At 55.2% G+C, this 18,545-nt stretch carries 14 protein-coding genes and 1 pseudogene; 9 read left to right on the top strand and 6 right to left on the bottom strand.

Annotation, left to right across the window (positions count from 1 at the left end):
- Positions 1-177: 177 nt before the first annotated feature.
- On the top strand, positions 178-1,215 hold the full coding sequence (locus LG327_RS10060) for a nucleoside monophosphate kinase (protein ID WP_404361682.1): 1,038 nt from the start codon (positions 178-180) through the stop codon (positions 1,213-1,215).
- Complete coding sequence (locus tag LG327_RS10055) at positions 1,212-1,742, top strand: NUDIX hydrolase (RefSeq protein ID WP_404361681.1); 531 nt, start codon at positions 1,212-1,214, stop codon at positions 1,740-1,742. The genes LG327_RS10060 and LG327_RS10055 overlap by 4 nt, the downstream gene beginning before the upstream one ends.
- Positions 1,743-2,027: 285 nt before the next feature.
- Here LG327_RS10055 and LG327_RS10050 read toward each other — a convergent pair whose 3' ends face one another.
- Both LG327_RS10050 and LG327_RS10045 read right to left on the bottom strand, forming a co-directional pair.
- Positions 2,028-2,363, bottom strand: a complete 336-nt coding sequence (locus tag LG327_RS10050) for a TraR/DksA family transcriptional regulator (RefSeq protein WP_189576310.1) — start codon at positions 2,361-2,363, stop codon at positions 2,028-2,030.
- 27 nt (positions 2,364-2,390) lie between these two features.
- Positions 2,391-3,575: a nitrate/nitrite transporter gene (locus tag LG327_RS10045; protein ID WP_404361680.1), complete on the bottom strand. Its 1,185-nt coding sequence runs from the start codon at positions 3,573-3,575 to the stop codon at positions 2,391-2,393.
- A 226-nt stretch (positions 3,576-3,801) separates the two neighbouring features.
- Here LG327_RS10045 and LG327_RS10040 point away from each other — a divergent pair, with 226 nt between their 5' ends.
- The 6 genes from LG327_RS10040 (at position 3,802) to cfa (ending at position 13,086) form a co-directional block, all read left to right on the top strand.
- Complete coding sequence (locus LG327_RS10040; protein ID WP_404361679.1) at positions 3,802-5,439, top strand: peptide chain release factor 3; 1,638 nt, start codon at positions 3,802-3,804, stop codon at positions 5,437-5,439.
- Positions 5,440-5,457: 18 nt separating this feature from the next.
- The gene (locus tag LG327_RS10035) at positions 5,458-7,539 is read left to right on the top strand and encodes a HelD family protein (protein WP_404361678.1); all 2,082 of its coding nucleotides are present in this window, start codon (positions 5,458-5,460) and stop codon (positions 7,537-7,539) included.
- Between the two features lie 294 nt (positions 7,540-7,833).
- A complete protein-coding gene (gene nhaB / locus LG327_RS10030; protein ID WP_404361677.1) occupies positions 7,834-9,339 on the top strand; it encodes a sodium/proton antiporter NhaB in 1,506 nt (501 codons plus the stop codon).
- An 87-nt stretch (positions 9,340-9,426) separates the two neighbouring features.
- Positions 9,427-10,914, top strand: coding sequence for a SulP family inorganic anion transporter (locus LG327_RS10025; RefSeq protein ID WP_404361676.1), 1,488 nt, complete (start codon positions 9,427-9,429; stop codon positions 10,912-10,914).
- A 13-nt stretch (positions 10,915-10,927) separates the two neighbouring features.
- On the top strand, positions 10,928-11,815 hold the full coding sequence (locus tag LG327_RS10020; RefSeq protein ID WP_404361675.1) for a universal stress protein: 888 nt from the start codon (positions 10,928-10,930) through the stop codon (positions 11,813-11,815).
- A gap of 119 nt (positions 11,816-11,934) precedes the next feature.
- Positions 11,935-13,086 carry a cyclopropane fatty acyl phospholipid synthase gene (cfa, locus tag LG327_RS10015; protein WP_404361674.1) on the top strand — a complete coding sequence of 384 codons (1,152 nt, stop codon included), beginning with the start codon at positions 11,935-11,937 and terminating at the stop codon, positions 13,084-13,086.
- Between the two features lie 20 nt (positions 13,087-13,106).
- Here the strand turns inward: cfa and LG327_RS10010 are convergent, their stop codons facing one another.
- The 4 genes and pseudogenes from LG327_RS10010 to istA form a co-directional block, all read right to left on the bottom strand.
- Complete coding sequence (locus LG327_RS10010; protein WP_404361673.1) at positions 13,107-13,961, bottom strand: patatin family protein; 855 nt, start codon at positions 13,959-13,961, stop codon at positions 13,107-13,109.
- Between the two features lie 123 nt (positions 13,962-14,084).
- Positions 14,085-14,562: pseudogene (locus LG327_RS10005) on the bottom strand (arsenic resistance protein); the annotation flags it as partial.
- Between the two features lie 521 nt (positions 14,563-15,083).
- Positions 15,084-15,839, bottom strand: a complete 756-nt coding sequence (gene istB, locus LG327_RS10000) for an IS21-like element helper ATPase IstB (protein ID WP_404361672.1) — start codon at positions 15,837-15,839, stop codon at positions 15,084-15,086.
- The gene (istA, locus tag LG327_RS09995; protein WP_404361671.1) at positions 15,832-17,328 is read right to left on the bottom strand and encodes an IS21 family transposase; all 1,497 of its coding nucleotides are present in this window, start codon (positions 17,326-17,328) and stop codon (positions 15,832-15,834) included. The genes istB and istA overlap by 8 nt, the downstream gene beginning before the upstream one ends.
- 78 nt (positions 17,329-17,406) lie before the next feature.
- On the opposite strand from istA, the gene LG327_RS09990 reads away from it, so the two are divergent.
- Positions 17,407-18,027, top strand: coding sequence for a tyrosine-type recombinase/integrase (locus LG327_RS09990; protein ID WP_404369338.1), 621 nt, complete (start codon positions 17,407-17,409; stop codon positions 18,025-18,027).
- Positions 18,028-18,545: the final 518 nt, after the last annotated feature.

Raw genomic sequence — 18,545 nt, 5'->3', positions numbered from 1 at the left:
TCGCGTTTCTTCTGACGCCACTGCCCCGCCTCGGTATTCCGCAGTTCGTTGCATTTGGCGCACCCCCGGCGCCCACTTTGGTTCCATATCTGGTTCCAATCCCGGTGCTATTCCGTCGAGGTCGCTTTTGCAGGCAAACGCTCCCTCATATGTCGTTTATCGAACATGAGAGTACACATGACCGAAACAACAAAGTTTGAACCCAACACCCTGTTTATCGAAGTATCCGGATCTGGCTTGCCAGAGGTTGACGGCCTTTATGTTCCGTCAGAGGCACCGCCCGCCAAATCCGAATCGGGCGTTGTATCCAGCCCTGGTTACTGGAACGGTAAGATGGCCTGGGATCGGGCCGACGGCAAATCTGCGAGAAGTCCCGCTATTTCCTACTCGAATAGCTATAAATCCTGGCGTATCTGCCGCCTTGACGGTCACCTCGCCTACGAACTGACCTGCGATGACGAATTGCCACCAACGGATCGCGAATGGAACGTTTACAAAATGGGCATAGCCCCTGCCCCCAAAGTCGAAATTTTCCACGTTGATCCCAGGAAACCCTGCCCTGAACCAAATGTGGTTTTCGTGCTTGGTGGCCCGGGTGCCGGCAAAGGCACCATGTGTGAACTGGCGGAAATCCAGTTGGGCTGGACGCACCTTTCTACGGGTGACCTTTTGCGCGCGGAGCAGGAAGCCGGTGGCCCGACAACGGAAATCATCAAGGAATACATCGCCGCGGGTAAACTGGTACCCAACGAAATTGTAGTGCGCCTGCTCAAAGACGCCATGGAGAGAACCACCAGAACTACAGGCAAAAGAAACTTCCTGATCGATGGTTTTCCCCGCTCGCTGTCCAACTTGGAGGCGTGGTACGAAGTCTTTGGCCGCGAAGCAGAACTCCCTACCATGCTGTACTTCGAGTGCCCATTTGAAGTTCTTGAGCAACGCATTCTCGGTCGGGCGCGGTATTCCGGTCGGGCTGATGACAATGTCGACGCCATGAAGCTGAGATTTGATACTTTCAAAGCCGAGACGTTACCAACGGTCGAACTCTTTAAGGGTAAAGGCAAGTGTGTCGAACTCGACACCAGTCAGAATCGCGAAGCGGTGTATGCGCTCCTTCGGGATCAGCTCGCCCAGTACACTGATCAGCAACTGCTGGATCATCCACTTACCGAGAAAGCCGAGATACTGCTTGGCCTGAGGCCCTATCCGGCATGAAGTTACTCCAGGAATTGATCCATCCCGAGTTGACCTCCCGTGAGGGTCGAGTTCTCAGGCGTCATGCTGCCCGCGGCATTGTGCTCCGGGAAGACAGGATTCTGTTGCTATATACCGAGCGCTACAACGATTTCAGCCTGCCCGGCGGCGGAATTGACGAAGGCGAAGAGATTACCGTGGCACTGAAGCGTGAGTTGGAAGAAGAAACGGGTGCCCGCGACGTTGAGGTCAAAGAGCATTATGGTTTCATTGAAGAATACCGTCCGCACTGGAAGCCGGAGTACGACCTGATGCACATGACCTCCCACTTCTTCGTGTGTGACGTGGCTGCGGAACTGGCCGATGTACGGATGGAAAGCTACGAAATTGCGAATGGCATGAAGCCCGTTTGGATCTCCGTATCCGAGGCGATGACCCATAACTGCCGGGTAATGGGGCGCCAGGAGAAGTCCATGGGCCAGTCGATTCAACGAGAAACCTTTATGCTGGAGAAGATCTCGCGGGAGTTGTTACATCAACCTGCGTGAGCGGCTCACAGCGTGAAGGCAAGAATCTCAGGATTACGCGGAGGAACCATTGCTCATTTTTGGACTCGACTCGGAAAAGAATGACCAGGGCCAGTATCTGGTTCACCGTCTCGGTTGTCGGCAATATCCACACAGAGACAAGCTAATCAGACTTGGTCGATACGACAGATGTGAGGAAGCCGTTGCGGCAGCAGAAACTCACAGAACTCCGGTTAACGGGTGCTGGGCCTGCATTCCATTGTGTCACGAACGCTCGGATCATTAGGTCGAATTTTTTGTGAGGGTTTACTGCGCACAATCAATGCAGTAGAGGTTAGTAGGGTCAATTTCCAGCCGTTTGGGGTTGATGGGCTCGCCACACTCCATGCATTCCCCGTACTCATCTCTGTCAATGCGCATCAGGGCGGCTTCGATCATTTTCAGTTGTCGCTCCGCCCGTTCTTTGCCGGCTTTGGCCAGGGCCTGCCCCTGAAGGGCATCCATCCGGGAGAGCCGGCCAACACTTTGCTGGTCCAGGTGCACGGTGTCGCTGGCCTGGTCCCGTGCCTCACTGGTCGACAGCAGTTCTTCACGTAGTTCCAGTAGTCTCTGGCGAAACTTTTCCAGTTCTTCCGGCTTCATCTGCTTACCTCGTGTTGTTCGTGCCTGTCAGCCCCCTTGCTTCGGCGCGACTGCCGTCTGGGCAAGAACTGCGCTAACAAGAACCAATACCGCAAACAGAACGCCAATGCCAGTGGTTGCCACCCCAACGTCCAACAGGACACCCACAAGAATCGGTGAGAGGGCCGTGGAAAATACCATGCTGGCCTGCGCCACGGACCGGATTGCGCCAATGTGACGAACCCCGTAGCGCTCAGGCCAGATAGCGCCGCCTGCTGCGCCAATGAACCCGAGGCTGATACCGCAAAGGGCCAGGTACAGGTTGGGTGTCCAGGCAAATTCCGTCAGGCCCAGCACCAGCATGCTACAGAAAATGGGAATCAGGCCATAGCTGAGTGCCCGCTGCGCACCGATCCGGTCCACTAGTGGGCCACCAAAGAACAGACTAACGATGTGGCCGGCCGCAAACCCGGTAAACGCCAGGCCAACCTGCTCGGTTGTCCACCCTCGAATCTCAGCGAACGCCGACTGGTGAAAGAGTACGGCGGTTATGGTAAACGGCACAATCAATGCCGCTGGCAGAATGAGGTAAAAGCCAGGGTCTCTCAGAACTTGACTGCGGTTGAACGCAAGGTGTTCCTTCGGGGCATCGTATTCGTCTGCATCACCTTGGGATAGGGAGACTGGATGTGCCGCGTGACGGGAAAGGAAGAGCAATAAAGGAAGGAGTATGGCTACCAGAATCCCAGCGGCAACGAACCAGGGAGTTCGCCAGCCGCTGGTCGCGAGGATCAATCCGGCGGAGAGCGGCAGAATGGCTTCGGCAATGGGAAAGCCGCCCGCCGTTAGAGCCATAATCCGGCCACGATTCTTTTCGAAGTACCGGCCAGCCGTGCTTAAGCCGATGTGCCCCAAGAGCCCTTGGCCTCCGAGCCGCGCCAACAGGAAGCCGGGTATGAGTAATAGCCAGTGGGGTGCCACTGCAATGATCATGCACCCGGCTGCCAGAATTGAGACTGCCAGGATGGTAATGCGACTGAGGGACCATCTGTCCGCCAAGGGGCCGAGCTTGAGGAGCAGGATTGCCGAGGCGAGTGTGGCCAGGCTGTAGATAAGTCCGTAGGTACTGTTCTGCAGGGCAAAGGTTTCACGAATGCCACTGCCGAATACCGAGAAGAAGAATGTTTGTCCAAAGCCCGAAGACGCTGTCGCTAATAGCGCAAATACTGCCAATCTCGGGTTTTCTCGCATGAATGTCGGAAAAATCACCAAATAGCCTGCCTGGTTATTGAACGGTTTTTGACCACCGTGGTAGGGTTTGTTAGGCTTAGCCTATGCTACATCATCTTTTCATTGAAATCGCATTATCTCCACTAGCGGGCACCTGTCCGCCCTAGCCCTGTATTGAACCGACCCGTCCTGCCCAATCTGGTTCATTAGTACAGGGGTTTTTTATCTCATGAGCACAAAATCCGTTGCCGCATCGGCGGTGCGTAATTCGACTGACACTCGCTCAGAGGTTCAGCGCCGCCGATCGTTTGCCATTATTTCCCACCCCGACGCGGGTAAGACCACGCTCACCGAAAAGCTGCTGATGTTTGGCGGCGCCATCAAGTCCGCGGGTACCGTCAAAGGCCGCAAGAGTAGCAAGCACGCCACGTCCGACTGGATGGAAGTGGAAAAGCAACGGGGCATTTCCGTGACCAGTGCGGCCATGCAGTTCGAGCATGATGGCTGTGTGATCAACCTGCTGGACACCCCCGGCCACCAGGACTTCTCCGAGGATACCTATCGGGTGCTCACGGCGGTGGATGCCGCGCTTATGGTAATCGATGCGGCCAAGGGTGTGGAATCCCAGACCATCAAACTGCTGGAAGTGTGCCGCTCCCGCAATACGCCGGTGATCACTTTCATCAACAAGATGGACCGGGAGGTGCGCCCGCCGCTTGAGGTAATCGACGAGATCGAAGAGGTGCTGGGCGTCGAATGCTCACCCGTTACCTGGCCTCTGGGCATGGGTAAGGGATTTGCCGGAGTCTACAACGTGCATGATGACCAGTTGGTGCGCTTCGATCCTGGGCAGGATCACGTGCATTCCGAGAGCCAGATCTTCGGGGGTATCCACAACGAAACCCTGAAGGCCGAGTACCCCATTGAGCACGAGGCCTTTCTGGAGGAAATCGAGCTGGTTAACGGTGCCGGCACGCCGTTTGATCTGGACCGGTTTCTGGCCGGTGAGCTGTCCCCGGTCTTTTTTGGCTCGGCGATCAACAACTACGGCGTTCAGGACATCCTGAAGGCTCTGGTGGACTGGGCGCCGGCGCCTCGTCCCCGTGCGGCAGAAACGCGCACCGTGCATCCGGACGAGACCCGGTTCAGTGGCATCGTGTTCAAGATCCAGGCGAACATGGACCCGCAACACCGGGACCGGATCGCGTTCGTCCGGATCTGTTCCGGCCAGTACTTTGACGGTATCGCCATGAAGCACGTGCAGTCCGGCAAGAAGTTCCGCTGCTCCCAGGCCATCACCTTTATGGCCCAGGACCGCAACCGGCTGCAGACAGGCTTTGCCGGCGACATCATCGGTATCCAGAACCACGGTCGCCTGAAAATCGGGGATGTACTCACCGAAGGTGAGAACCTGGAGCTGGGCGGCATACCCTATTTCTCACCGGAGCTGTTCCGGATTCCTCGCCTGAAAGATCCATTGAAGGCCAAGCAGTTGAAGCGTGCCCTGAAGGAGCTGGGCGAGGAAGGCACGATCCAGGTGTTCGAGCGCCTGGACGGCGGCGAGGTAATGCTGGGTGCCGTGGGTATCCTCCAATTCGAGACCGTAGCCCAGCGACTGGAATCCGAGTTCGGGGTGAACGCCACGTTTGAGCCGGTGAACATCCACAAGGCTTTGTGGGTAACTGCGGAAACTGACCAGATGCTAAAAGAATTCGAGCGTGCAAACCATCGACGCCTGGCGCGGGATGCCTCCGGTTCCCTTACGTTTTTAGCGCCCACCCGGCAAGTTCTGGAGCTTGCCCAGGAAAAATGGCCGAGCGTAACCTTCCACACCACTCGCGAATATCGCGGACTTGAGGCTGCCTGAGCGGAGTAAGTGACACCCATGAGCAACATGAACGTTGAATCTTCCATGGCCAAGCTGGAGGAAGCGCGTCAACTGGAATCGGTCCAGTTCCGCCTAGAACGCGCGTTAAAAGAGGCTGATGATCGCCTTCAGGCCTATCAGGAGGATATCCAGTCGCAGAAGGAATACCTCTGGAACAGCCGTGACGAGATGGATCACATCGAAAAGATCTCGACCAGAGACTCAATCCAGCAGTCAGTGACCACCGGTGAGTTCGTTCTCGGCCAGCGCAAGCGGATGGTTAAATTGCGCAAATCCCCCTATTTCGGGCGCTTCGATTTCCACGCTGAAGGTGACGAACTGGCCCGCCCTGTCTACATCGGTGTGCATCATTTTTACGATGAAGTTGACAAAGAACACGTTGTCTTTGACTGGCGCGCTCCCATCGCGTCTCTGTTTTATGACTACGAAACAGGCCCAGCCAACTACGAGGCGCCGGAAGGGAAGATCAATGGTGATATCCAGCTGAAGCGCCAGTTCCGTATCCGTAACGGTCAGATTGAGCTGATGATCGACAGCGCTGTGAATGTGGTAGACGACGTACTCCAGGACGAACTGGGCCGGGCCACCGACGATGGCATGAAGAACATCGTGGCCACCATTCAGCGGGACCAGAATGCCATCATCCGCAACGAGCACGCCAAAACCCTGATTATCCTGGGTGTGGCCGGCTCCGGCAAAACCTCCATCGCCCTGCATCGGATCGCCTTTCTGCTATACCGCTTCAAGGATACGCTGACCTCCGAAGACATTCTGATCATTTCACCCAACAGCGTGTTCGCCGACTATATCTCCAACGTGTTGCCGGAGCTGGGAGAGGAGACCGTGAACGAAATCGGCATGGAAACCCTGGCGAAAGAGCTGCTGAAAGACCAGTACCGGTTCCAGACCTTCTTTGAGCAGACCGCAGAACTGCTGGAGAAAAACGACGAGCAGATGAAGCGGCGGCTCCGCTACAAAGCCACCCCCGATTTCCTGAAACAGCTGGGCCGTTACGCCGATGAGGTGGAAAAGCACCGATTTGCCTCGGAAGATCTCTGGATTGCCCGCCGGCTGGTGCCGGCCTGGCTGCTGGAAGAGACGTTCCGAAAGCACCGGAACCTGGATACCACAGCCCGGGTGGCCCAGGTAGCCAGAGAAATGGAACAGAAAATAGGCATCCAGTACAACTACGACCTGATGCCAGATGAGCGAAAGGAGCTGAAAGCGGCCATCAAGGGCATGGTCAAACAGTCCACTCTTCGGGAAACCTACAAGCGGTTCTTCGAATGGGCGGATCAGCCAGAGATGTTCAGACCTGCAAAAGGCGGCAAGCTGGAATACGCCGATGTGTTTCCGCTGATCTATCTAAAGATGCGGCTTGAGGGAATCCGTTCGCCTTATCGGCGTGTGAAGCATCTGCTGATTGATGAAATGCAGGATTACGCCCCGGTACAGTACGCGGTTATCGCCCGCCTGTTCTCCTGCAAGAAAACCATCCTCGGCGATGCTTACCAGTCGGTGAACCCCTACAGTTCGTCTGCGACCGATGATATCCGCACCGCGTTTCGGGATGCGACTTGCGTGACGCTCAACAAGAGCTACCGCTCCAGTTACGAGATTGCCCGATTCGCCCAGCGCATCTCTCCCAACCCGGACTTGGAAATCATCGAGCGCCATGGTGAAGAGCCGGAAGTGCTCAGGTTCAACACCCGGAAGAAGGAAATCGAGGCAGTCAAGGCCCGAATTGCGGAGTTTGAAAACTCCCGGTTTAACACCCTGGGCATTATCTGCAAGACCCAGAAACAGGCCAGGAAAATGCACAAAGCGCTGGAGGGTGAAAGTGACCGTTTGCAGCTACTCAGCGAAGACAGCCAAAGCTTTGCCCCAGGCGTGATCGTTTGCACGGCACATCTGGCCAAAGGCCTGGAGTTCGACCATGTGGTTTTGCCCGAAGTGAGTGAGGCAAATTACTTCACTGATATGGATCGGAATCTGCTGTATGTGGGCTGTACGCGGGCCATGCATCGGCTGACGTTGACTGCAACTGGCGAGGTTACGAGGCTGCTGGCACCGGTTTAATCCGGTGCCAGCAGCCTCGCGGATTTCTTTAGTGGTCTAAGGGGATTTACCTGGTTAGCTTACTTTTAACCTCCAACTCTGATAGACTTCGCACCCTGAATTAGGCAATACCCCATTTCACCAGACGATACTGAAACCAGACTGTGACGATCCTTCCGCCTTAGCGTTCAAGTTGTACCCCCTCCCTCGATTTATCTGTTGAGCAAGGTTTACACCTCTATTCATCGTGCCGTGTTTGGGTACATGGATTCGTATGTCTCAGCGTTTCGCTAACGGAACTGCGGTTGTCTGGCAATGCCCAAAACGGTTATCTCTGGTTTTACCCATAATTTTCTCGGCAATGCGCCGGTCTGGTACAAGCAAACCATTCTCCTGTTCCTGCTGATTAACCCATTCGTGGTCTTGTTCATAGGGCCGGTTGCGGCAGGCTGGTTACTGGTGGGTGAGTTCATTTTCACCCTGGCTATGGCGCTCAAGTGCTACCCCTTGCTCCCTGGCGGGCTCCTTGCCGTCGAGGCGCTGATCATTGGCCTGGCCACGCCGGAGGCGGTCTACGCGGAGGTGGTGGTTAACCTTCCGGTGATTCTGCTGCTGATGTTTATGGTGGCAGGTATCTACTTCATGAAGCAGCTGTTGCTGGTGGCATTCACCCAGATCCTCGTGGGGGTTCGCTCCAAGTCAGCACTGTCACTGCTGTTCTGTGCGGCCGCGGCTTTGATGTCGGCGTTTCTGGACGCACTGACAGTGACGGCCGTCATCATTACCGTCGCTGTCGGTTTCTACTCGGTTTATCACAAGGTTGCTTCCGGGCGGGGCTATCATCACACGGATCATAATGCTCAGAGTGATGAGCACGTCATAGAGCTGCACCGGGAAGACCTTGTTCAGTTTCGTGCCTTCATGCGCAGTCTGTTGATGCACGGTGCCATCGGCACTGCCCTCGGTGGCGTTGCCACCATGGTGGGTGAACCCCAGAACCTGCTGATTGCGAAAGTCGTTGGTTGGAACTTTGCCGAGTTCTTTCAGAGAATGGCGCCAATCAGCATGCCGGTTCTGGTTGCTGGTTTGGTGACCTGCTGGTTTCTGGAAAAACTGCGCTGGTTTGGTTATGGCGCCCGCCTGCCCAAACCGGTGCGCCAGGTGCTGGAGGAGTTCGCTGACAACGAACGGAAAAAACGCACCAAGGCTGATCAGGCTGCCCTCTGGGTGCAGGCAGCTGCGGCGGTGATTCTGGTTTTCGGGCTGGCCTTTCACATCGCCGAGGTGGGCCTTATTGGCCTGCTGGTGATCATTCTGATTACCTCGTTCACCGGAGTAACCGATGAGCATCAGATCGGCAAAGCCTTTCAGGAAGCCCTGCCGTTTACCTCACTGTTGGTTGTATTCTTTGCCGTAGTCGCCGTCATTCACGAACAACATCTGTTCAAGCCAGTGATCGATTTTGTACTGACTCAGCCGGAAGCACAGCAGCCGGCGATGTTCTTCGTTGCCAACGGATTGTTGTCCATGATCAGTGACAACGTATTCGTTGCCACCGTCTATATCAGCGAAATCAAACAGGCGCTGGATGCGGGCGCGATCAGCCAGGCGCATTTTGAGGATCTGGCCGTGGCCATTAATACGGGCACAAACCTGCCCAGCGTCGCAACACCGAACGGTCAGGCGGCCTTTCTGTTCCTGCTGACATCTGCCATTGCGCCGCTGGTGCGGCTTTCGTACGGCCGCATGGTTGTCATGGCCTTTCCTTACACTCTGGTACTGGGGGGCGTCGGCCTGATGTCCGTTATTCAGTTTCTGTAAACCTCCAATAACAAAATACCCGGGGCATCGGAGTCGGAGTGCCCACGCTGAATCTTTCTTTTAACCTTTTTACCGGACTTTCAAACTATGCTCAGCAATATACGAACGACCTGGTTCTCTAATGTGCGAGGAGATTTGCTAGCCGGCATTGTCGTAGCCCTCGCACTGATTCCGGAGGCGATTGCCTTCTCTATTATTGCCGGCGTCGACCCGAAAGTCGGCCTTTACGCTTCGTTCTGTATTGCCGTCGTTATCGCCTTCGTCGGTGGGCGAGGGGGCATGATTTCCGGCGCGACCGGCGCGATGGCATTGCTGATGGTGCTTCTGGTCAAAGAGCACGGCCTCGAATACCTGTTGGCTGCAACCCTGCTGACTGGTGTGCTGCAAATTGTCGCAGGCTATCTGAAACTGGGTGCCCTGATGCGGTTTGTTTCCCGTTCGGTGGTGACCGGTTTTGTGAATGCGTTGGCGATTCTGATTTTCATGGCACAGCTACCGGAACTGACAAACGTCACCTGGCATGTCTATGCCATGACAGCCGCCGGCCTGGGCATCATCTACCTGTTCCCGTTGATTCCAGTGATCGGCAAGATCCTGCCTTCGCCACTAATCTGTATCGTAGTACTGACCGGTATCGCCATGTATCTGAATATTGATATCCGTACCGTTGGAGACATGGGCCAACTGCCCGATACTCTGCCGATCTTCCTTTGGCCTGAAGTACCGCTGAACGTCGAAACCTTGATGATCATTCTGCCATACGCAGTAGGCCTTACCGTGGTGGGTTTGTTGGAGTCGATGATGACCGCAACTATCGTCGATGATCTTACCGATACAAACAGTGATCGCAATCGAGAGTGTAAAGGCCAGGGCATCGCCAATATCAGTTCCGGTTTGCTTGGTGGTATGGCGGGTTGCGCCATGATTGGTCAGTCCATCATCAACATCAAATCCGGTGGTCGTACACGGCTTTCCAGTCTGGCCGCAGGCGTGTTCCTGCTGTTGATGGTTCTCGTATTGGATAAATGGCTTGTTCAGATCCCCATGGCCGCCCTGGTAGCGGTGATGATCATGGTGGCTGTCGGTACCTTCAGCTGGGGGTCTATCAAAAATCTCAGGGAGCATCCGCTTTCGACCAATATCGTTATGGTGGTGACCGTGGTGGTGGTCGTTGCGACTCATAACCTGGCCTACGGTGTGCTGGCAGGTGTGTTGCTGGCTGCCCTGTTCTTCGCGAACAAGGTGGGCCACTACATGGTAGTTACCTCGGACTACGATGAGGAGACAGACACCCGCCGATACAAGGTGCTTGGCCAGGTTTTCTTCAGCTCTTCCGAGAAATTCATGGCGTCATTCGATTTCAAAGAAGCGACAGACAATGTGGTGATCGACCTCAGTGGCGCGCATTTCTGGGACATCACAGCCGTGGCGGCACTGGATAAAGCAGTGGTCAAGTTCCGCCGGGAAGGTGCCGAAGTTGAAGTCCTTGGTCTTAATGAGGCCAGTGCCACCATCGTGGATCGCTTTGGTGTTCACGACAAACCCGATGCCGTAGAGCGGTTGATGGCCCACTAACGGAGTTGAAACTATGACGATTGAAAAAACCGATACTGAAATTCAGCAACCGCTCCATGTTGTAGCCTGCATCGACGGCTCGAAAGCGGCTCTTGCGGTATGTGACTACTCCGCATGGGCAAGTCGCCGCATGGAAGACCCTTTGCTGCTTTTGCACGTGCTGGATGAAGACAGATACCCGGCGAGAACGGATATGACTGGCAACATCGGGCTTGGGAGCCGGGAACAGCTACAGGAAGAACTGGTCAGCCTTGACGAGAAGCGGAGCAAACTCGCCCTCAAGCACGGTCACCTGTTGCTGGATGAAGCCGAAAAGCGGGTATTGGATGCTGGTATTGAAAAAGTCGTCAAGCGCCAGCGCCACGATGAACTTGCAAGCTCTCTGGTGGACCTGGAGCCGGAGTCCCGGATGTTCGTCATGGGGCTTCATGGCGAAAGCAGCACTGCGGAAGGGCACCATGTGGGCAGCCAGCTGGAAACCGTGATCCGTAGTGTTCATCGGCCAGTCTTCCTGGTTCCGGACGAATTCAGGGCGCCCCGGAGCGCCATGCTCGCATTCGATGGCAGCCCTACAGCGTTCAAGAGTATCGAGCTACTAGCCGGAACTCCGGTTTTCGAGGGAATGCCTGTGCACCTGATGATGGTCGGTTTGGAGACCGGAGAACATTGGGCTCAGCTCCAGCGAGCAAAAGAAGCCCTGGATGCCCGGGGAATGGAGATTCACCTGGCTATTCGCGATGGTGACGTAGAGCAAACTCTACATGCCTATCAGGAAGAACACGACATCGACGTGCTGATTATGGGTGCCTATGGTCACTCCCGCATCCGCCAGTTCCTGGTTGGCAGCACCACCACCAAAATGCTTGAAACTGCGAAAAAACCGCTGGTGATACTCCGCTAGCCAACCAGCCCGATGCCATGAACGATCGCCTGTTGCACCCTGAACGGGAGCTGTGTTTCATCTTGCTTCCTTTGGGTTCACCATTTATTAACACCCTTTGATGGTGGGAACTCACAAAAATGAACGAGACAACGTCCAGAGTTGCCTTCTTTGATCCTGACAACAAAACTCATCAATTCACGGCAGATCTGCTTGCGAAAGCTGACATCAGGATTGCTGGTTCCCGGCCATGGGATATCCGCTTCAATGCCCATGGCGTGCCGGAAGCGGCGATGGCCCAAGGCAATCTTGGATTCGGGGAGGCCTATATGGACGGTGCCTGGGATGCAGGCGAGCTGGACCAGTTCTTTTACAAATTGCTCAGTGCAAAGCTCCCCGACCAGATCAAACCCTCCAAAATCCTTCCCCACATCATCAAGACAAAATACCTGAACCGGCAGACCAGAAAGCGTGCCTGGGAGGTCGGCGAGGCTCATTACGATCTGGGCAACGAGTTCTATGGCGCCATGCTTGACTCCCGGATGACCTATACCTGCGGTTACTGGAAAGATGCCAACAATCTTGAAGAAGCACAGGCTGCCAAGCTGGATCTGATCTGCCGGAAGCTGCAGTTACAGCCAGGAATGCGCCTTCTGGATATCGGTTGTGGCTGGGGCAGTCTTATGGCGTACGCGGCCGAGCATTACGGGGTGGAAGCGGTCGGCGTGACCATTTCAAAAGAGCAGGCCGACTGGGCAACCGCACATTATCCTCATCTTTCTCTGGATTTTCGGCTAATGGATTACCGGGAAGTGGATGAAAAGTTTGACCGGATTGCAAGTGTTGGCATGTTTGAGCACGTCGGGCCCAAGAATTATCGTACGTTTATGGAAGTTGCTCATCGTTGCCTGAACCCTGGAGGATTATTTCTGCTGCACACCATCGGCAGGAATCTCCGGAACGCCTATCCGGACCCCTGGCTCGATAAATACATCTTTCCAAATGGCGAACTTCCTTCTATTGGCCAGGTCGGTGACGCTGTGGACGAACTGTTTGTAGTGGAAGACCTGCATAACTTTGGCGCCGATTACGATAAAACGCTGATGGCATGGCATGAGAACTTTGAGAAGGCCTGGCCCCGGTTCAGGGAGGAACTCGGCGAACGTTTTTATCGGATGTGGCGCTACTATCTGCTTTCCTGTGCCGGGGCTTTCCGGGCACGGGATATCCAGCTTTGGCAGTGGGTGTTGGCAAAAGATGGTGTGGAAGGTGTCTATCCGAGAGTGACCTGAGTCGTTCCGCCTTTGGTGGCTCAATCCTCCTTATTGAGGTGGATCAGCCCAGCCCGGTGGCCATCGTCATAGCCCTGCTCCAGAAGCTCCTGCTTTCGCGTCAGTCGCCCAACAGAAAAATCTGCGGGTGGCGCGATAACCCGGATAGTGCAATCCGACGGAGGATTTTCGATAAAGGAAAGTACCGAGTTGTATTGCTCTGCACGACGAATAGACGCCTCGGCAAGAGCTGGGTAATTGCGAAAGAGACTTCTGGGTACAAACGCAAATTTCGGCGGCTTCTTCCGGTAACCGTGAGGACGCGAGAGTACGACAGTGATGTCACGGGCACCATCGTTATAGGCCTTGATGACCGGAATGGCCTCCGCAAGGCCACCATCGGTCATCGGCTCACCATCGACTTCCGGGTAGTCACGATAGGCGATGGGCAATGAACACGAGGCGGTGAATACCTCGTGCATGTTGTTTTCATCAATTCGGAAATAGCAGGCCTGCCCGGTGTGTGCCGATGTAGTAGTAACCCAGAGCTCGGTGTTCCCCGCCAGATAGTTCTGCAGGTTGAGCGGCACATCAGAAAATGACTGATGCCAAAGCCAGTGCACATCACACAGGTGGCCGCCTTTTGCGAATCTCCCCCAGTCAATAAATTCGGGTTGGCAAGCATGGCCCGTAATTATATTTCGGCTACGCCCGTGATTACCCGCCAGATAGCCAATCAGGTTGGTTGAACCTGCTGACACTCCGTAGGCACGTCCGAAGGGTTGGTAATGATGTTCAAGAAATGCGTCAAGAACACCGGCTGCGAAAATGCCTCGCATGGCGCCGCCTTCAACGACCAAGGCGTTCGAAAGGTTGCTCTCTTCAGATCCGGACATAAGGCTGTTTGTAAAGCTTGCAGTTGGATCATCAGGGTATCACGGTGAACCTTGATAAGGGCAAAAAAGAGGGGCCTGTCGTTGCCAGCCGCCGGGGTCGGCAATGCAGCGGCGCACTTTTCAGACTCTCGCCCAACCGTAGGCGATGAAGAAAATCAGAAAGGCCTGGTTAATCAGCGGAACGGCAATCGACGCTATACGCAGCGGATTCTTCAGAATCACTCCCCCCTGGAAGGCGAACAGCATTACCAGATCATTCAGGGACACCTGCATCAGGGTATAGGCGGCGTCGCCACGGGTCAGGTAACTCCAGACAAACGCCATGGCGGTACAGGGCGCGGCAGCCAGACTAATGGCGCCGGCCAGGTAATCGCTGGCCAGTTGGGGGGCAAGGAACGGCTTGAATACCACCATCAGGAAGAACCAGGCAATGGCGAACATGGTGAAGGGTTTGATCAGCCAGTTCACAATCGTGGTAATGGCCTGTTCCCTGGGTTCCTTCCTTCCTTACGCCCGCCACGGCACTGAAATCGATCTGTGCCATCATGGAAAAACTCATAGCCCAGATCAGAATTGCAATGGGGATGGACACTTGGGCGTACCAATTTGCAGAGTCTGGGACTGATTGGCTCCCCGCCACACTTCATGCTTTTTTCCCACTCATTGTTCTCCGTTCGAGAGCAGCGCCTGACGAAGCTGCAAAAGTAACTGAAAAGCTTTTCCACGCCGTCGGACGGCGACGAAAACAGTCACTCCAAAAAATCTCAAACCTATATCACCTCTGTGACCTAGGGCACTGAACGTGCCTTCTCGCCCAATCCACAGAGGTAATTTCCAATGTTTGAAAGATGCCCCAACTGCCTGTCCGTTCGGATCGGCAAGAACAACTATGGCAAGAAAACGGCTGGCGTGGTCTGGGCAAAACAAGCTGGCCTGGACTGGCAGATTCAGGAAAGCCCTGTTCGCTTTGCGAACAGGTTGGCCAGCAAAAAACAATTTTTTGAACCATACTTAAAGGCCCTTACCCTCCAAAGAGGGCCACGTCATGACATTTCCTAACTATGCAGCGTCAACTATCTTGGCCGGTCCAGCGTCAATTAAGTTGGCCGGTTGACGGTGAACCTATGTTGTCTGCTTCTTAAGTGAGGCTTTCCTCCGGTAGCTTTCCCCCACGCATTGAAGGATGGTGGCGTGATGAACCAGCCGGTCGATGGCTGCGACGGTCATGATGGTGTCTTCGAACAGCTTGTCCCAGTGCTCGAAGTCCTGATTGGAAGTGATGATCAGGCTGTGGCGCTCGTAACGATGAGCGATCAGCTCGAACAACACGCTGCTTTCCTGCTCGGTTTTTCGAACATAGCCCAGGTCGTCGATGATGAGCACAGCGTACTTGTCGAGACGGGCCAGAGCATCGCTAAGACGCAGGGCTTCCTTGGCGCGTTGCAGGCTTTGTACGAGCGCCGTGGCGGCCATGAACTTGACCCGGATGCCAGCGTCGATCAGGCCGTAACCGATGCTGGTGGCCAGGTGGGTTTTGCCGATCCCGCTGGCACCGAACAGCAACAGGTTGTCGCCGCGCTTCACCCAGTCAGGCTGGTTAATCAGCTGGCTGATGTGAGGCCTGGTCACCCCGGTCACCGCGTCGAAGTTAAAGCTGCCCAACTGCTTGCCCGGTGGTAATGCGGCGTCTTTCAGATAGCGCTGTAAGCGCTTGTCTTCCCGTGAGGCAAGCTCCAGAGCACACAGCTCGCTCAGGTACTGTTCCGGACGCCAGTGTTCCGTCACGGCCTTATCCGCCAGGGGTTGCCAGTGATCCTTGATGCTGCCCAGGCGCAGGTGTTTCAGCATCAAGGGTAGTGAGGCCGTCACGTCACTCATGGCAGCCTCCCATGTGCAGCAGCGCCTGGTAGTCACCCAGTGCATGCTGATGAACCACCATCGCCGGCAGAGCCGGTTTGAGGCTCAGGAAGCGGTCTTCGCATTCCAGCAGGCTGGGGAGTTTGCCGCGCTCAATGCCGGCCAGCACGTAACGACCCAGGGCGCTTTCGCGGTCGCTCTTCTTGGCCAGGTGCAACAGTCTCACGATGTAGTGACAGGCCTTGTCGGCACTCAAGGCCTCATCGACGTGCTGCCAGATACGCCGGTAATCGTCGCCGGGTAGCAGGTCATCCCGCCACTGAGCGTGGCGGAAGGCGCGGGGCTTTTTAACCAGGGATTCGATCACATGGTGGTAATTGACGCTGCGCCGCCGTTGCTGTCCCCGGGCGTGGATGCGGGGCAGTGTCAGTGTTTGCACCCCAGCGCACCACAGTTCCAGGCGGGCATCGAACAGGCGTACCGTCAGCCGGCTGCCGATCAGTCGTGATGGCACCGTGTAGGTCACCCGCTTGAGCACGATGGTGCTGGTGCGACTGACCCGCAAGGTGTGCTCAGTGTAGGTGCTGCTGTCATGAACAGGCAGTGGTTGGAGACGTTGCTGCTCTGCCTTGAACGCAGTGCTGACCCGGCGGTTGCGCCGTGCCACCACCGTCTCCACGAAGTTTTCGTAGGCATCACGGGTGGTAAAGTCATGGCTTCCGCGCAGCAGCAGGGCCTGTTTGAGTTGCTGCTTGATATGGTTGTTGGGCGATTCGATGGCACCGTTCTCATGAGCCACGCCCCGGTTGTTGCGGGTAGCCTGAACGTTGTAGTGGTGACAGAACCCGGCAAATCGCTCGGTAAAGTCTTCCTGCTCCTGGCGGTTCTTATAGGCGGCGCTCAGACTGTCCGTGCGTAATTGTCGCGGCACTCCGCCACTGTTCCGGAAGGCTTTTTGCAAGCCATCTGACAGTGCACTGAAGCTCTCCCCACCGTAGATGACCTGGGCGTAGGCCCAGCCGCTGGCAACCAGACGGTAATGGAACAGCTTGTGCGGCAAGGCCTCACCCGCAATGGTCACCGGCTCTTTAACCCAGGTGAAGTCAGCAATGCCCAGTTCTCCAGGCTCGTGGGTCTGAACGAACATGACCGGCTGGGCTGGCCCGTGTAATTGTCGCCAGCGGCCAATACGCCGTTCCAATGTGCGCCGCGCACGGGGATCGAACTGATCTGTATGGTACTCACAGAGGTGGTCAAAAATACCCACTGGCGTGAGGTCGGACGATGACTCCAGCAGCGGCAACACGATGCTGTCCCAGACCTCTGCCAACGGGTCTTTACGGGTACGCCAATTGCGCTCTCGCTTCTGGGGCTGGTGCAATTGCTGATCTATGCGCCGGGCGGAGCGCTCCGAGATGCCCGCCCTGGCCGCAGCGACGGTCTGTGTCTGGCTTTTGCGGTGATGCATGAATAACCTGACCTGTTGATCTGTAATGTGTTTGCCCGACACAGCGACTCCTCCGTTCTGCTGTGTCGGACCCTATCAGATCAACCGGCCAGGATAGTTGTCGCCGGACCGGCCAAGTTAATTGTCGCGCTATATCCTAACAGCAAAGTTCCCTGGAACAAGGGAAAACGCGTTGGCCAGAAACTACCGCTTAAACTCGAACAAATATGGGCGGTCCGCATTCGATTGGAGATCGCGGAAAACGTTCGCGAACTGGCGATGTTCAACATGGCGATCGATAGCAAGCTCCGTTCCTGCGACATGGTTAAGCTATTAGTTCGAGATATTTCCAGAAATGGAGAGGTGTTGGACCGGGCTCAAGTGATTCAGCAGAAAACCAATCAGCCCGTAAGGTTTGAGATCACTAAAAAAACACGAGAGTCAGTCGAGGCGTGGATCAAGTATCGCGGGCTATCGGGCATGGATTACCTCTGGCCGAGCAGGCTCAGGAGATCTGAACACATTACCACTCATCAATACGCCCGTATCGTTAAGAAGTGGATCGGAAGCATTGGACTTGATCCTTCCGTTTATGCCACTCATTCGATGAGACGCAGCAAGGCAACACTGATCTACAAGCAGACCAAAAATCTTCGAGCTGTCCAGTTGCTATTGGGACACACAAATATGTCCAGTACCGTGAGATACCTTGGTGTCGAGGTGGAGGATGCTCTGGAGATAGCTGAGAGTATTGAGATCTGAGTGGCCCCTCGATTCTCGATCGTTGGGTGACACAGCAGCTTTCAGCGCCGGCCGATGGTCATTTTTGGGAGTGGATCAGCCCTTTCAAATGTCTAAACAAAAGCGAACATTCGAGACGCTCCAAATTGATGGCTTTTTTCCCACCAAAAACGGGCGAAATGAAGCGCATTATGATCCTGGCAATCGATCAAATGGACTCACTGTTCCAGCCCGTCGATCACCCAATATATGCGTGTAGATTTCGGTTGTTCTGATATTGCTGTGTTCGAAAATTTTCCTGAGCTGTTCGAATATCAATTCCCGATCTCAACAGCTCCGTTGCAAAGGCATGCCTGAATGAGCGGAACGGCTCATCGGGATGAGTGCCTCTTGATGCGAGCCAGATGCAGGCAATACCAAGGATAAGTAGCGGTGCGCCGAGGGCGCATGATTAAAGCCAGAGCTAGCCCCCTTTTACGAGTGCCATTAATCCAATAACTACATTAACTGTGGTGAAAGTTTTAAATCGTCTTTTTTCC

The organism is Marinobacter sp., assembly GCF_044799475.1.
Taxonomy (GTDB): domain Bacteria; phylum Pseudomonadota; class Gammaproteobacteria; order Pseudomonadales; family Oleiphilaceae; genus Marinobacter.
The sequence above is the reverse complement of the archived record's forward strand: the minus strand, read 5'-3'. Positions and strand labels throughout refer to the sequence as shown.